This is a genomic window from Pantoea allii (assembly GCF_046529425.1).
GTDB lineage: Bacteria > Pseudomonadota > Gammaproteobacteria > Enterobacterales > Enterobacteriaceae > Pantoea > Pantoea allii.
Map to the genome: position 1 here is coordinate 1 of NZ_CP125960.1, position 15335 is coordinate 15335.

A 15335-nucleotide genomic window follows, 5' to 3' on the forward strand; every position below is an offset into this window, starting at 1 on the left:
ATTATGGATAACAGTAAGTTAAGCCTTGTTATCGAAGAAACATCCCGGGATACAGGTGAAGTTATCAACCTGTTACCTACCCTCAGACAGACCATTCAGCCCAAAGTTTTGCTCCGGTTGGGGGTATTTGTACCTACTCTTAAATCCACTGGAAAGGGTGGTCGAAAGAATCACAGCATCGATGCCACCGCTTCTCTGTCTCGCTTATCCATTGTAGAGGGTGAAGGTTACAACCAGATCCAGATTTATGGCCCCCGGCTGGACATGGATACAGACTTTAAGGTCTGGGTTGGCATTATCTATGCTCTTTCAAATAAGAAACTGGATGCTGACAATCAGCTGTCGCTCAATTTTGCTGATTTTGCTAAGTACTGCGGCTTTGATACCAAGCGCATTGACAGGCAGCTTAAGGAACGTTTTGATGCTTCTCTGACGCGTATTGCCCGCACCAGTATCAGCTTTGTCAAAGCGTTACCCGGTACAGACGATCGCATAACCATCAACATGCATCTGGTGGATTCTACCTATTACGACAGCAGCACCGGTAAGATCTTCATCAAGCCTAACTCAAAGCTCAATACACTGTACCGGGTAGACGGCAAAACGCGACTGTATCTGAAAGCGTTGCAGAAACTGTCACGAAAGGAATCGGCGCAGGCACTCTATCTCTATCTTGCTGAACTTCCCCCCACGTTCTACCGTATCGGCTTTGACAGGCTTCGTGAACGCCTACAGCTGACCTCACACCTGGGTAACCAGAACGCCACCGTTAAAAAAGCGCTACAGCAACTCAACGACATCGGTTTTCTTGAATACTCTGTGGATAAAGAGGGTTCTGACTATGTGCTCAATATCCTTAAACGGAACACCAAGTTGTGATCCACCCGGTATAGTGGATGCATCTTTTTTCTGAACCTGTCGGCAGTTATGGCTTATTTCCTCCCCGCTCAATCAACCATGTTCTGATGACAGTCAGTTGGTACCAACAGGAGTGGTGGCAATGTGGAATGACGTATTAAGTGAAGCAATCAGACATGGCTGGCGTTTGCAGACTCTGTCTGTGTTGATTTTACTTGCACTTGTTTATAAATGGCTTGCAAGGGCTAACCCGGCAGCACTCTTCAAAAGTCTTTTCAGCTTTCGGAAGTACAGGCTGGAAAGGATGAAATCCCTTGATTATCTGGCTCAGGATGAGCGGGTATGCATCGATCAGGAACTGAGGATGATAAATAACCTCGCTCTGACCGGTCTCAGCACACCAGGTCTGCAAAAAGCGGCCGTTAAATTTGCGTCTTACTGCGGAGTGCGTGGTAAGTATCTTATAAGCTGGAGGAGGTATCTTTCAGAAAAAGATGGAAAAATACTTTTTAATCGTGCTCGATATGATCGCAACCTGAAAATCTCTATACGTATAATCCTTCCTGTTAGTCTGATATTGTTGGCGATTATTGTCGCGTTACTCACCTGGCATTTTGGCAGAAAGAATTTCATGGGCATCCTGCTTTTGAACTTGGATCTCTGGGTGGTTCCTCTGAACTATTTCACATCCCCCGTCTCGATCAAGCTCACGGATGAGATGGAGTCCTACCTCAGGGACTTTAACGCTCGTCCTGATTCTGACGCGTCAGCCATCACAGCTAAATACTGACTATACTCGGAGTCAGTTATGGAGCACGTCAAAGATTACTACCTGACGGACTTGTGTTGGCTGTAATCAACCGTTTGAATTTTCAGGAGGTGCCTGTGTGCGGACGCTTCGCGCAGTTTAGCTGTCGGGACGACTATTTTGAATCAGCCGGCATCTCACCGGATGAACTGCCTTTTGACGCTGAGCCCCTGGAACGCTTTAACGTTGCTCCTGGCACCCGCGTACTTTTGCTGAACGAACGCGATGACCGGCTTCATTTTGAGCCGGTTTACTGGGGATACTCCCCGGAATGGTGGCAACATTCTCCACTCATCAATGCCAGAGGCGAGACTGCCTCAACTGGACGGATGTTCAAACCTTTATGGCGTCAGGGCAGGGCGGTCGTGCCTGCTGACGGATGGTATGAATGGGCAAAAACGGAAAAGGGTAAGCAGCCGTATTTTATTTTTCATAAAGCTCATCAGCCCCTTTTTTTGCCGCGATTGGAAAGGCTCCCTATGACCGCAATCACGGTAAAGAAGGGTTTGTCATCGTCACTGCTGAAAGCAGCAAGGGTATGGTTGATATACATGACAGGCGGCCACTTGTTCTCAGCCCGGACAGTGTCAGGGAGTGGCTAAGCAAAAAAACAAGCCCTGAGCGTGCTGAACAAATCGCTCATGAGGCAGCTCTACCGGAAAGCGATTTTAGCTGGTACAAAGTGACTAAGGACGTGGGCAGTATAGGAAATCAGGGCAGGGAACTGATTGAGGAGTTAGCTGGTCCGGATTTAAAAGACAACGGGTGAAGGTTTTTCACCCGTCAGGTAATAAAATCAGAATCGGTACTGCAGGCCTGCCGTCACGGTATAGTTATGGTTCGCTATTCCCGCTGCATCACCATCTATATTCGCCGATTCGCCGCTGGTGTTATCAATGATCTGCGTCCCACCTTTGCCTTCTTCATATTTACTGTATGTGAATTCAGCAAATACTTTGGCATTAGGCGTAACATAATAACCAGCATCGACAGATGCGCCGTAGTATCGCGAGCTGGATGTTTTTTCTCGGAAGGTCAGTTGACGGACGTAATGCTCGTCATTGTCGTGAGCATTCACCCAGTCACTGAATTTGAGCAGAGCACCAAATTCAAAGTCATTAATGCGGTAGCGGCCAGTTAATCCTACATACGGCATTGAAAAGCGCTGGCTGTAGCCAATACCCGTCTGGTCGCGAGGGAAATCTCCGACCCGCGTACCGTTGTCATAGTCAAATGATCCGCCAATGGCTGTCCAGCTGAACCGGGTTTCCTGATAGCCTGCCACTGCGCCTAAACGATAGTTGTCGCCCTGCAGGAACCACCCTTTGAGATTGAGGTCGTACTCGTTTGCATGGTTCATCCTGGTGTGGGGATGAGAGGAATGATCCGTCCAGTCTCCTTGGTTACTGTTCTGCCAGTCATAGTCGTCAAGATGGCCAGATCCTGAAGCCAGAGAAGTCCATCCACGTGCATTCAGCGTCAGGAACGAATAGGCATCCCACGAAATGTCGCCTTTCAGGATGGCAACGTTCTTTATTTTCCAGTCCAACTGGCTTATTTTACGGCCGGTATCCGGATCATAAACCAGCTCCCCTGATTTACCGCCGAGCATGCCTGTCGAGGCTGATACACTGAGACTGCCGGGTGAAAAGTCCGGTGTGTAGGGACTTTTTTCAGCATGTGCCGCACCTGCAAATACCATCATCATCATTGCTAAAACTTTCTTATCCATTTAAGCACCCTGTTTATTATTATTGAATCAATTAGATATAGATAACTCATGTAAAAATTGATGAGTCTATGTTTACTTACCGCTCCTCCTTCATTAAGTCCAGTTATAAGTGAATCAGCTTAGAGAACCTGAAAAATATAAAAGTTTTCTTTTTCAGAATGAATATTCCGATGTTTTAAGCGTTACTTTTTTTCAGGAATAGCGAGAGCGAGCCTCATTAGCACACGATTTGTAACGGCCACTTTCAGATCTTTGATCGAACTGACCCGAAGCTTCTTTTGAGCAGCGCACATTGATTCTTTAACAGTATTTACAGAAACCCCTCTGAAATCAGCCAGCTCCTCAACGGTAAGATGGCAGAAAACCAGCATGCACACCTGACTGGACTGTAGAGGCGTCAGTTCAGGAAAGAACTTACTTAAAGGTGCAAACTGTTGAGGATCGATTTCAGCCATGATGACCTCCTGGGTGATAAATCAGGCCAGCTGTCTGCTTGCGTGCAGATGCTGTGCAGACTTTGTTTTGCCCCATTCGGTATTGACAGAAAAAATAAGTCATAGTTTTTAGTGAACTGTCTGTCTTTTTAAGCACACTTTACGTTTTGTGAGTAGGGCGTCAGAGATAGCTGTGAGACATCATTAATCAACTCAACCTTGTAGTATCTGCAATTTTTTCAGAGGCCTGGTGCTTTCCACAGAGAGGTTGTTAGGCCTCCGTCTACCAGCCCCAGCTGGTCCTGGTAGATAGCCAGCCATTTCTCCCGGGTCTGCTGATAGATCTCATAATTACGTTGATCGGGTACATGTTCGCGTTCCCAGCGAACGAGACTCTCTCCGACTGAGGCCAGTTCTGGCCAGATGCCTGCGCCAACGCCGGCAGCAATGGCGCATCCCAGCGCGGTGGCCTCCTTGACCACCGGAACGCGAACAGTTGTCCCCGTCGTGTCGGCCAGTATCTGGCTCCAGAGTTTTCCCTTGGCCCCGCCGCCGGCAAAGACCAGAGAGTCAGCCTTCACGCCTGAGAACCTGGCTATCTGCTGCAGATTACAGGCTGAAACAATGGCGGCATTCTCTTCAAGCGCGCGGAACAGCGTGGCCTTATTGCATTTTTCCGGATCGAGCGAAAGGTTGATAAACGACGGCGCGGCGTGGTACCAGTTTTTGTAATGCATCATGTCGGAGAATACCGGCATCACGCCCCAGGCACCTGGCGGCACGGGACTGGCCATATCCTCAAGCAGTGAATAGGCATCTACGCCAAGCCGCTCAGCAATGAGCTTTTCTTCGGCGCAAAAAGCATCACGAAACCAGCGCATCGTCAGCCCGGTAAAGAAACTGATCGACTCTCCCTGAACCATCCCGGGAATAACGTGCGGGTTCACACGCACGTTCATGTCAGGATCGGTCACCGGCGCAGGAAGATTCACCACCTGCTGCCAGAAGGAACCGCCCAGTACTGCCGTCTGACCGGGCCGGACGACACCCAGTCCCAGACAGCCCAGCTGAACATCGCCGCCGCCCACAATGACCGGTGTGCCAGCCATCAGACCACACTGCTCTGCAGCGGCGCGGGTGACCTGTCCCAGTCGCGTGCCGGTTTCTTTAACCGGCGCCAGGATGTCAGCGCGCAGACCGGCCATCTGCAGCAGGCAGCTTTTCCAGTCACGGGTGGACAGGTCAAGCAGCCCCGTGGTCCCGGCATTGGAAGGATCCACGGCCAGCTCACCGCTGAGCCTGTAGGCCAACCAGTCACTGATCATTGTGACCACAGACGCCCGCCGGTATATGTCCGGGCTGTTATGCGCCAGCCACAACAGCCGCGGCAGGGCACTGAGTGCCAGAGTCTGTCCGGAGCAGCGGTAAACATCATCTTCAAAGGTACGGTTTTTCAGCGCTTTAAGGCTACTGACTTCCCGGGCCGCCCGTGCATCCACGTTGGCACAGGCCCAGACCGTTTCCCCGTTTTTATCGTAAAGCACTATACCTTCCCGCATCGAGCAGGCTGAAACCGCCGCTATGGCAGACGCAGGTATGCCTGCTGAGCCGAGCGCTTCACGTATGCACTGGCAGGTAAGCTGCCAGTTCCGGGTCAGATCAAATTCCATCGATCCCGCCACACCGTCTACGGGCAGATGGTGCCATTCGGCCTGGCCTGTTGCTTTCTGGTTGCCGTTCAGGTCAAAAATCACCGCTCTGACGCTGCCGGTGCCGGCATCTATTGCCATCAGATAGTGGTCTGCTGCAGTCGGGTTACTGAGTCGGGCCATGTGCGTGTCCTCGGCTGAAAGTTTCACGCTGTGCGACCGGCTGCGCCGCTTACTGCGTGGCTGGCCGGGCTGTCGCATACAGGTGAAGGCTGTGTGCTTAAACGAAATAGCTGTAATAACTTGATCACATTACTGTCTTTCGCCTGACGCCCGGGTAAACCGCAGGTCTTTTTATGTTCAGGCAAACGGCAGCTTAAGCATCCTTTCTGCTGTAACTTCGTCCGTAACCAGTGCATTGATATAGCCGCCATTCATGGCAGCAACGATGGCTTCTGCTTTTTCAGGACCGGCAGCAACGCCTATCCGGACCGGAATGGTGACAAGTGAGGACAGACACAGGCCGACCAGTTCACGGTGAATGCTGATGTCCGGAATGATCTTTCCGTTTGCGTCAAAAAAGTATCCGAGAATGTCCCCGACGGCCCCTTTGCGACCCAGCATCAGCTGCTCGCCGGCCGTCACATAGCCGGTCCGTGAAATGGTGGCGTCTTCCCTCTGACTGATGGCGCCGATCCCCACGATGGCCACGTCGGCCGCCTGCGCCGTCATCAGCACATCCCTGACGCTGTTTTCATCCCGCAGCGTCAGCGCGATCTCGGCCGATGAAGCCCGCAGCGGAGCGGGCATGATGCTCACGCTGCATGCCGCATCGAGCTGTCCGATACCCGTCATATATGGGCCCACGCCCCCGGACAGCGTGACCAGACGAATTTCGTTCGCGGAGATAAACCCGCTCAGCCGCTTAAGCGTGTTCATGGCGGCCTCACCAAAGCCTATGGCCAGCAGTTGCTTAGGCTGCAGGGATTCCATCAGCATCTGTGCAGCGCCGGTACCGAGCCGTGTGTTCGCTGGCATATCCTGCAGGACCGGCAAAACGCGTACGCTTTTGAGCGAGAAGCGCCTCCGCAGCGCCTCTTCATACTTAAGGCAGCCCTCAAACCGTGAATTAATCTGAATTCTGATAATGCCTGACTGGCGACCTTTCTCAAGGAGCCGGGATACCTTGAGCCGCGTCAGCCCCAACCGCGTGCTGATGTCACCCTGTGTCAGGCCATCGTAGTAGTAGAACCACGCAATCCTTGCGACCAGCTCTTCCTCACACATGGCGTGTTCGGGGACAGGGGTCACGCTCTCCTTTGTCATATCAGGCTCCGGTTGAACATTTAAGTTAGATGAAAACAATTGTTCAGATTGAAATGAGATTATCCGTGATTTATTTCACAAAAAATACAGCGTTTGAACTTTTTACAAAATAAATATCAGTTATTCATAAATTGTGATGTTTGTGGTGTTTTTATAGGGTATGAGTGACTAGTGTTTGAACAAAACTGTTGCATTAAAACTTTTGTTCATCCAGAACGGCCGACCTGACAGTGCGGAGGAAGCATGCAGACCCTGAATAATCCCGAACCTGAACTGATTCATGCGAGTGACATCCGTAAGCAGTATGACGGCGTGGAGGTCCTGAAGGGCGTCGAATTCTCTGTTCTCTGCGGCGAGGTGCATGCGCTTCTGGGCGGAAACGGTGCCGGCAAGTCCACACTGATGAAAATTCTGGCTGGTATCGTGCAACCGGATGGCGGCACCCTGACTGTCTCGGGCAAAGCCTGCCCTCCTTTAACGCCCGCGCGGGCACACCAGTCGGGTATTTACCTCGTACCACAGGAGCCGCTGCTGTTTCCCAGCCTCAGTGTGCAGGAAAACATCCTCTTTGGCCTGCGCGAGACGCAGGCGTCAGCGGATAAAATGCATCTGCTGCTCCGTACGCTGGGCTGCCAGCTCGACACCGCTTCGCTAGCCGGTGCGCTCGACGTCGCGGACCGCCAGATGGTGGAAATTGCGCGCGGACTGATGCGCGATGCGCGTCTGCTTATCCTGGATGAGCCTACAGCCTCCCTGACGCCCGCGGAAACCAGCAGGCTCTTTACGCGTCTTAGTGAACTGCTGAGCACCGGCGTGGGGATCGTCTTTATCTCTCACAAACTGCCGGAAATACGGCAGCTGGCTGACCGTGTCAGCGTAATGCGGGATGGCCGGATTGCACTGACCGGCAAAACGCAGGATCTGTCTGACGATCAGATCATCCGGACCATTATGCCGGCAGCGGCTGAAGCATGTGAAACGGAATGCTCTCCTGCTGCACCTGACCTTCCCGTGGACCTCGGCAGAAATGAGGCTGGCGAGCCTGTTCTCTTGCTGAAAAACGTGACGGGTGAGGGATTCATGCACATCAGTCTCGACATTCGCGCCGGTGAGATATTTGGTCTGGCCGGCCTCGTGGGTGCCGGTCGCACGGAGCTGGCTGAAACACTGTATGGAATCAGGCCGCTTAGCGGTGGACAGATAACGCTGAACGGAGAAGAAATCAGCCGCCTGACCACCCGTCAGCGCCTGGACAGGGGGCTGGTATACCTGCCTGAAGACCGTCAGTCATCGGGTCTGCATCTTGATGCGCCACTGGCCTGGAATGTCGGTGCACTTACCCTCAGCCGGGGGAGTCTCTGGGTCAACACCCGGCGGGAAAACGCCACGCTGGAACGCTATAAGCAGGCCTTGAACATCCGGTTCAGCAGGCAGGACCAGGCGGCACGAACCCTGTCGGGAGGTAATCAGCAGAAGCTGCTCATTGCCAAATGTCTTGAGGCCTCGCCCCGGCTGCTGATTGTTGATGAGCCTACCCGTGGGGTCGATGTCTCCGCCCGTAATGACATTTACCGCCTGCTGCACCTGCTGGCGGCTCAGAATGTCGCTGTGCTGCTCATTTCCTCTGACACCGATGAGGTTGTGCAGCTGGCCACCCGTGTCGGCGTGATGCACCAGGGGGAACTGGCCGGTCCGGTGCTCAGCGGCAGCGCCATCAGCGTTGAGAATATTATGCGCGTGGCCTTCAGCGGGCAGGGCGCAGAGGAGGCGGCATGCTAAACCTTGTTCAGAAACACCGTGAGGCCACCGCGCTTGTGGCTGTGCTGAGCCTGTTTATTATCCCCGGCGCGTTCAACCGTCAGTACCTGAGCGTGCAGACCCTGACCATGATTTTCAGCAGTGCGCAAATCCTGATCCTGCTGGCGGCGGGTGCCACCTTCGTCATGCTGACGCGCAACATTGATGTCTCTGTCGGTTCAATAACCGGGCTGTGTGCGGTGGCGCTGGGCCTGATGCTGAACGGCGGCGTGAGCCTGCCTGTGGCCTGTCTGGCAACACTGCTGCTGGGCATGGTGGCCGGCTGTTTTAATGGTCTGCTGGTTGCCTGGCTGAAGATACCGGCGATTGTGGCCACGCTGGGGACCCTGGGACTGTACCGGGGAATGATGCTGCTCGGGACCGGCGGGCGGTGGATTGAAAGTTTACCGGCCAGCCTGAAAGAGCTGTCAGCGCCGGTCTTTCTGGGGGTGTCAGTACTGGGCTGGTGCACGCTGGCCGTGGTGACCCTGGTGGCCTGGGGACTCGGCCGCACAACGGCTGGCCGGTGGTTTTACGTTACCGGCGACAATCTGCAGGGAGCACGTCAGCTGGGTGTACCGACAGAGGGCGTTCGCATTCTTGCCTTCGCGCTCAACGGCGGCATGGCTGCACTTGCCGGGATCGTCTTCGCCGCCCAAATCGGCTTTATCCCCAATCAGACCGGAACCGGGCTGGAAATGAAAGCGATCGCTGCCTGTGTGCTGGGAGGCATCAGCCTGCTGGGTGGCTCCGGCAGGGTGACGGGGGCCGTGCTTGGCGCATGTTTTCTGACTCAGATAGACAGCGTCCTCGTTCTGCTGCACATCCCGGCCTGGTGGAACAACTTCATTGCCGGACTGGTTCTCCTGCTTGTTCTGGTTGCCGACGGGCGGCTGCGGCTTGCCCTGCAGAGACGGCTGCGGCGTCAGAAGTATGCCCGCTTTGTCCCCACAGCACACATGCAGCAGGCACCGCGTCCGTCAGAGTCTCATATGGCGAAGAAACAGGAGGCGGCACAATGAACCTTTTCCGACGCTGCAGCTGGGAAATCACACTGGGGACGCTGCTTGTACTGGAAGTTCTGCTTTTTGGCGAGATAAACCCGCGCATGCTTGACGTGAATGTCCTGCTCTTCAGCACCAGTGACTTCATCTGTACCGGCATCGTTGCGCTGCCGCTGACGATGGTGATTGTCAGTGGCGGGATTGATATTTCTTTCGGCGCAACGGCCGGCCTGTGTGCGATAGTGCTGGGCATTATGCTGAAAACGGGGGCACCGGTTCCTGTCGCCGTCATCGCCACCCTGACGGTGGGGGCGGGCTGCGGGCTGCTCAACGCCGGGCTGATTATCTTCACCGGCATCAGCCCTCTGGTCATCACGCTCGGCACCATGTATCTGTTTGGCGGCGGGGCACTGCTGCTTTCAGGATTTGCGGGCGCAACCGGATATGACGGTATCAGCGGGTTCTCTGACGCGTTTACCGGCTTTGCCAGCCTTGCCCCCTTCGGCATACCGGTCCCGCTGCTGGTTTTTCTGGCCATGACTGTTGTCTTCTGGCTGCTGCTTCACCGTACCCACGCCGGCCGTAACGTCTTCCTGACGGGGCAGAATGCCCGGGCTTCGGTTTACAGCGCGCTGCCCGTGAACCGCCTGCTCTGCGTTCTCTATGCCCTGACAGGGGTTGCCGCCGCTGTCGCTGCCGTACTGCTTACCTCGTATTTCGGCTCCGCCCGTTCCGATACCGGATCGTCACTGCTGATGCCCGCCATCACCGCCGTGGTCCTGGGCGGTGCCAGCATTTACGGCGGCTCGGGTTCGGTCACCGGCACGGCGCTCGCAACCCTCCTGGTGGGATTTCTTCAGCAGGGACTGCAGATGGCGGGCGTTTCAGATCAGGTTTCCGGTGCGCTGTCCGGCGCACTGCTCATCGTTGTTGTCGTGGGACGTTCAGCCAGTCTGCACCGTCGCCACATTGCTGAGTGGATTGCGCGCCGGCGTTCTCATCGCCAGGCGTGAGGTTATGTTGACATTACGGAGAGTAAGAATGGCAAGACTGAACAGGAAAACACTGGCGCTGCTGATTGCATCCGGCCTGAGCGCACTGGCCGTCACCGCGCCGGCAGCAGAGCGGATTGCGTTCATCCCCAAGCTGGTGGGCGTTGACTACTTTACCAGTGGCGGTAACGGTGCAAAGGAGGCCGGCAAAGCGCTGGGGGTGGACGTCACCTATGACGGGCCGACAGAGCCCAGCGTGGCAGGGCAGGTGAGGCTAATCAATAACTTTGTGAACCAGGGATACGATGCCATTATCCTTTCGGCCGTTTCCCCTGACGGCCTGTGTCCGGCGCTGAAGCGAGCCATGCAGCGCGGGGTGAAAGTCCTGACGTGGGACTCCGACACGAAACCGGAATGCCGGTCGTACTACATTGATCAGGGTACGCCGAAACAGCTCGGCGGTATGCTGGTGGACATGGCCGCACACCAGGTCAGTAAACCCGACGCCAGAGTTGCGTTTTTCTATTCCAGCCCGACGGTGACCGACCAGAACCAGTGGGTGCAGGAAGCTAAAGCCAGAATCGCGAAAGATCATCCGGGCTGGAAAATTGTCACTACCCAGTTTGGCTATAACGACGCCACCAAATCACTGCAGACCGCCGAAGGTATCCTGAAAGCCTACAGTGACCTCGACGTCATTATTGCGCCCGATGCAAATGCCTTACCTGCCGCGGCGCAGGCGGCCGAAAACCTCAAACGTACCAACGTCGCCATCGTTGGCTTCAGCACACCAAACGTGATGCGCCCTTACGTCAAACGCGGCACCGTCAAAGAGTTTGGCCTGTGGGATGTTGTGCAGCAGGGCAAGATATCTGTTTACGTCGCGGATGCCGCCCTGAAAAAAACGCCTCTCAACCCCGGCGACAGGCTGACGGTCCCGGGCGTCGGGCCCGTGGTGGTGTCACCCAACAGTGTGCAGGGCTATCAGTACGAAGCTAAAAACAACGGCATCGTCCTGCTGCCGGAGCGCGTCGTCTTCAACAAAGACAACATCGACAAATACAACTTTTGATATCTGAGGGCTTACACCATGGCTGACCTGGATGACATCAGAGACGGAAAGAATTTTCATACAGACAAACCCCAGACAAATACACTGTTTGCGCTGAAAGGGTGTGGTGCGCTGGACTGGGGAATGCAGTCGCGTCTGTCGCGTATCTTCAGCCCGCGTACCGGTAAAACGGTGATGCTGGCCTTTGATCACGGCTATTTTCAGGGACCGACCACGGGCCTGGAGCGCATCGACGTTAACATCGCTCCCCTGTTTGCGCATACCGACGTGCTGATGTGCACCCGCGGTATTCTGCGCAGCGTCGTCCCGCCAGCTGTCGGTAAGCCGGTGGTGCTGCGCGCATCCGGTGCCAACTCCGTGCTGACTGAACTGAGCAACGAGGCGGTTGCGGTGGCCATGGATGATGCCGTGCGTCTGAACAGCTGTGCAGTGGCAGCGCAGGTCTATATCGGATCTGAGAACGAGCATCAGTCGGTTAAAAACATCATACAGCTGGTGGATGAGGGGATGCGGGTGGGCATGCCCGTGATGGCCGTTACCGGTGTGGGAAAAGACATGGCGCGCGACCAGCGCTATTTTTCTCTGGCCACGCGCATCGCTGCTGAAATGGGCGCGCATATCATCAAAACCTACTACGTTGACGACGGGTTTGAGCGTATCGCGGCGGGCTGTCCGGTCCCCATTGTGATTGCCGGCGGTAAGAAGCTGGCTGAGCGTGACGCGCTGGAGATGTGTTACCGGGCCATCGACCAGGGAGCAAGCGGAGTGGATATGGGGCGCAATATTTTCCAGTCTGACGATCCCGTGGCCATGATCAAGGCGGTACATGCCGTGGTTCACGATAATGAAACGGCTGAAAAGGCACACGCGCTGTATCTGAGTGAAAAAAACGGAGGCTGAGATTACTCAGCCTCGTTTGCGTCTGTTACGTGAACCACAATGAGGAGAGGAATGATGCACGTCACGCTGGTAGAAATTAACGTTCATGCTGACAAAATAGCCCAGTTTCTTGATGTCTTCCGCCAGAATCACCTGGGTTCGGTGCAGGAAGAAGGCAATCTGCGGTTTGACGTCCTCCAGGATCCTGTGACGCCCACGCGATTTATCATTTACGAAGCCTATGTTGACGAAAAAGCAGTGGCACTGCACAAAACCACACCGCATTACAAAACCTGCGTGAGCCAGCTGGAGTCACTGATGAGTGCCCCCCGTAAAAAGACGGAACTCATCGGTCTGCTGCCGGAGTGATCGCCTGACCACTTTAACGATTGGTTTTTAAAAACGGATGACCTGTTTTCCGGGCCATCCGTTATAGAATTTTTAATTATTATATTTCATATACCCGCATTTTATCAGGTAAGGTTCGACAGAATGTTGTGCCCAGAGCGCAGCAAGTATTTCGCGATCTTTTTGACCATGAGCTATGTAATCTTCAATGAAATCATTCTTGATTTTTTTCGATAAAATTACATTCTCAAGAGTGTCTTTCATCGTTTGCTTTACTTCTTCAGGCGCAGATTTGTAGTTTTCGTTGTTATAAACATTGCTTGATATATTGTCCCACTGCGTTGATGCTTGTTTGCCAACATCATGTTCAACGGAATCGAGTGCTGCCTGGAGTAAGGGAATTGATGTCTTGTGGCAATAAGATTGTACTGCTTCAAGTGAAGGGTTTTGAGATGCCAGAGCACCCAGTGAAGTTAGCATAAGTGGCAGAATTAAAAATTTCATAATGACGTCATCCTTGTTGGTTTAATACGTTAATAATCAATGAGTTAGTTCACATAGCGTAAATTATGTTAAATTAAATTTCTGTCTCGCAGTACATTCTGGCCATGCAACAAGTCTTTTCAGATCCGCCAGCGTACCCATTTAAAATTTTTCAGAACCCGCTACCCTTTCTTGGGGTGTTTTAGAGGCCTGCCGTAAGGCGGTACTCCAAAAGCACATCTTGTCCGTCCGTCTAACTCGTTGTGACGAAATCAGAGCAAAAATCCCGACAGCTTGAACTGACCCCATAAAAGACGGGGTTTATAGCTTATGGCTGGTAGTCTTCAAATTCCCAGGCAAAAACGCGGGAGAGTTTTTGCGCTATCTCCATCCAGTCCTTACCTTCGCACTGGTCAATATAATCGGTGATGGTTTTGGTGATCTCATCCAGATCATATTTACGAACTAGAAGCGTGTGGCGCATCAACTCTGGCAACCATTGGTGCTTACAGAGCCATTCGGGGGTGCAAATAAAAATATCAAAGTTGTCACCTGCTTCAGAATCGTTAGAACCTATTGTCAACGTTAACGTTATAGCTACCTGATCGTCTTCGGGTATATAAGTTTTAAAATCATAGTGCATGCAGTCAATGCTTTTTAATGTGGCTTTCATATTTAATCCAAAATATTCAGGTGTCCGTTACCAATTTTCTCTGGCTTAGTCGACTCACTAGTATCTGTTGGCAATCTATAGGTTTCAAAATTAGCTTGTGTCCCAGTCGTAGCAAAAGTGTAGCGTGACGGCCGGAACCACCGCGGGTTTTCGCTTTTTGCGCGCGGCTTCACTGCTGGGTCCGCTCGTTCTCACGATACTCTCTTAGTTCTGTCCACGATATTGATGAGCAGGAATAAAAACGACCATCTGTTTTCAGTGTTCGAACTTCAGCAGTATTGCTGTACTTAGTCAGGTTTTCAATGACAGCTTCGGCCGCGGTGACTGTCGTAAAAAGGGTTGCTATGGTTGGATTTTTCGACCATTTATTTGTATCTGTATTGTAAGACAATGGCTGCGTCATACCCCGCATAATAATAAAACCTAAAAAGGTTTTCTTGGTATGCTCATGTCTGTTATTAGCCTGAAAATTTCTAGCGACTTCGGCTTTCCTGGCCGATTCAGCAATCTTTGCCGCATGTCTTTTTCTTGGATCGCCGGATTTGTTTTTCATGGCTGTGCGGCCTGTATATTCACATTGCGGTAGCTACGATAGTTCACTTAAAGGCTGGAATAAGACATCCTGTTACGAACTTACTTTGGTCCGTTTCCATCCTTTCCTGCCTCACTTCTCCCTGAAGTCCATCTCTGACACTGCCCTTATCCATTTAGCATAGGAATAAGGGCGCTGGCACAGAGCGGTTATAAGCCCGGAGAAACGCTCATTCCTTTCTTGATTGTCAGCCCTGACAATATGTCAAAGAACTGCTGGAAAGTGCCGGAAAGTAAGTACAGATGCTGGGAATCCTCATCACCTGCGATGTCAAAATCCTGTTTTGCATCATCGACGTGCAGGCATGACCGGTCCCAGTAATAAACCCCGGATTGCTCACCTTCCGTAATCAGCACATAACCGTTATCACCCGGATCAATACCGATAATGACAGCATTCTCGACGAAAGAAAGCTCATCAAGGAGCTCATCATTCATAACGGAGATATCATAATTTTCGTTGCTGACATCGTGACCGAATAAAGCATCAAATGATACGTAACCGTTATCAACCTTATCAAAAGGTAAGTCACAGTAGTCGGGTGACTCGACTCTCAGTCCGTTATATTTCGCCAGAAAATCCCTGTAATCATCAGGAAAAGTAACCGCAAAGTTTTTGGCAAGCAGATCGATATCTGACTGACCAATCCCTGCACCCGTTAAAATAGCCACCCGCGCCTCCTAAGCTC

Annotated in this window: 16 protein-coding genes and 1 pseudogene; 9 read left to right on the top strand and 8 right to left on the bottom strand. The window is 52.8% G+C overall.

Annotated elements, in window-relative coordinates; translation table 11 throughout:
• Positions 1 to 3 precede the first annotated feature (3 nt).
• From QNH99_RS22570 to QNH99_RS22580, 3 genes and pseudogenes are all read left to right on the top strand, one after another.
• Positions 4 to 879 carry a RepB family plasmid replication initiator protein gene (locus tag QNH99_RS22570; RefSeq protein ID WP_088901104.1) on the top strand — a complete coding sequence of 292 codons (876 nt, stop codon included), beginning with the start codon at positions 4 to 6 and terminating at the stop codon, positions 877 to 879.
• Between the two features lie 121 nt (positions 880 to 1000).
• Complete coding sequence (locus QNH99_RS22575; RefSeq protein ID WP_109718021.1) at positions 1001 to 1648, top strand: hypothetical protein; 648 nt, start codon at positions 1001 to 1003, stop codon at positions 1646 to 1648.
• 95 nt (positions 1649 to 1743) lie between these two features.
• Positions 1744 to 2435, top strand: a pseudogene (locus QNH99_RS22580) (SOS response-associated peptidase family protein).
• Positions 2436 to 2462: 27 nt separating this feature from the next.
• On the opposite strand, the gene QNH99_RS22585 reads toward QNH99_RS22580, so the two are convergent.
• The 4 genes from QNH99_RS22585 to lsrR all read right to left on the bottom strand — a co-directional run bounded on the left by QNH99_RS22585 (position 2463) and on the right by lsrR (position 6807).
• The gene (locus QNH99_RS22585; RefSeq protein ID WP_088901102.1) at positions 2463 to 3398 is read right to left on the bottom strand and encodes an omptin family outer membrane protease; all 936 of its coding nucleotides are present in this window, start codon (positions 3396 to 3398) and stop codon (positions 2463 to 2465) included.
• Between the two features lie 182 nt (positions 3399 to 3580).
• Positions 3581 to 3853: a helix-turn-helix transcriptional regulator gene (locus tag QNH99_RS22590; RefSeq protein ID WP_088901101.1), complete on the bottom strand. Its 273-nt coding sequence runs from the start codon at positions 3851 to 3853 to the stop codon at positions 3581 to 3583.
• A gap of 218 nt (positions 3854 to 4071) precedes the next feature.
• On the bottom strand, positions 4072 to 5664 hold the full coding sequence (gene lsrK, locus QNH99_RS22595; protein WP_410517847.1) for an autoinducer-2 kinase: 1593 nt from the start codon (positions 5662 to 5664) through the stop codon (positions 4072 to 4074).
• 177 nt (positions 5665 to 5841) lie between these two features.
• Positions 5842 to 6807 carry a transcriptional regulator LsrR gene (lsrR, locus tag QNH99_RS22600; RefSeq protein ID WP_088901099.1) on the bottom strand — a complete coding sequence of 322 codons (966 nt, stop codon included), beginning with the start codon at positions 6805 to 6807 and terminating at the stop codon, positions 5842 to 5844.
• A 243-nt stretch (positions 6808 to 7050) separates the two neighbouring features.
• On the opposite strand from lsrR, the gene lsrA reads away from it, so the two are divergent.
• Genes lsrA through lsrG form a run of 6 tightly spaced genes read left to right on the top strand, consistent with a single transcriptional unit; the run spans position 7051 to position 12920 of the window.
• Positions 7051 to 8586 (top strand): autoinducer 2 ABC transporter ATP-binding protein LsrA, encoded by a 1536-nt coding sequence (gene lsrA, locus QNH99_RS22605; protein ID WP_410517848.1) that lies wholly within the window; start codon positions 7051 to 7053, stop codon positions 8584 to 8586.
• Positions 8580 to 9626, top strand: coding sequence for an autoinducer 2 ABC transporter permease LsrC (gene lsrC, locus QNH99_RS22610; RefSeq protein ID WP_410517849.1), 1047 nt, complete (start codon positions 8580 to 8582; stop codon positions 9624 to 9626). Before lsrA ends, lsrC begins: the two co-directional genes overlap by 7 nt.
• Positions 9623 to 10621 (top strand): autoinducer 2 ABC transporter permease LsrD, encoded by a 999-nt coding sequence (lsrD, locus tag QNH99_RS22615; RefSeq protein WP_410517850.1) that lies wholly within the window; start codon positions 9623 to 9625, stop codon positions 10619 to 10621. The genes lsrC and lsrD overlap by 4 nt, the downstream gene beginning before the upstream one ends.
• 28 nt (positions 10622 to 10649) lie before the next feature.
• Complete coding sequence (gene lsrB / locus QNH99_RS22620) at positions 10650 to 11672, top strand: autoinducer 2 ABC transporter substrate-binding protein LsrB (RefSeq protein WP_088901095.1); 1023 nt, start codon at positions 10650 to 10652, stop codon at positions 11670 to 11672.
• A gap of 18 nt (positions 11673 to 11690) precedes the next feature.
• Positions 11691 to 12572 carry a 3-hydroxy-5-phosphonooxypentane-2,4-dione thiolase gene (gene lsrF, locus QNH99_RS22625; protein WP_088901094.1) on the top strand — a complete coding sequence of 294 codons (882 nt, stop codon included), beginning with the start codon at positions 11691 to 11693 and terminating at the stop codon, positions 12570 to 12572.
• Positions 12573 to 12626: 54 nt separating this feature from the next.
• On the top strand, positions 12627 to 12920 hold the full coding sequence (gene lsrG, locus QNH99_RS22630; RefSeq protein ID WP_058702570.1) for a (4S)-4-hydroxy-5-phosphonooxypentane-2,3-dione isomerase: 294 nt from the start codon (positions 12627 to 12629) through the stop codon (positions 12918 to 12920).
• Positions 12921 to 12992: 72 nt separating this feature from the next.
• On the opposite strand, the gene QNH99_RS22635 is transcribed toward lsrG, so the two are convergent.
• The 4 genes from QNH99_RS22635 to QNH99_RS22650 form a co-directional block, all read right to left on the bottom strand.
• The gene (locus QNH99_RS22635) at positions 12993 to 13403 is read right to left on the bottom strand and encodes a hypothetical protein (protein WP_088901093.1); all 411 of its coding nucleotides are present in this window, start codon (positions 13401 to 13403) and stop codon (positions 12993 to 12995) included.
• Positions 13404 to 13710: 307 nt separating this feature from the next.
• A complete protein-coding gene (locus QNH99_RS22640) occupies positions 13711 to 14055 on the bottom strand; it encodes an immunity 8 family protein (RefSeq protein WP_410517851.1) in 345 nt (114 codons plus the stop codon).
• 169 nt (positions 14056 to 14224) lie between these two features.
• The gene (locus QNH99_RS22645; protein WP_088901091.1) at positions 14225 to 14608 is read right to left on the bottom strand and encodes a hypothetical protein; all 384 of its coding nucleotides are present in this window, start codon (positions 14606 to 14608) and stop codon (positions 14225 to 14227) included.
• Positions 14609 to 14796: 188 nt separating this feature from the next.
• On the bottom strand, positions 14797 to 15318 hold the full coding sequence (locus QNH99_RS22650; RefSeq protein WP_088901090.1) for an SMI1/KNR4 family protein: 522 nt from the start codon (positions 15316 to 15318) through the stop codon (positions 14797 to 14799).
• Positions 15319 to 15335 lie beyond the last annotated feature (17 nt).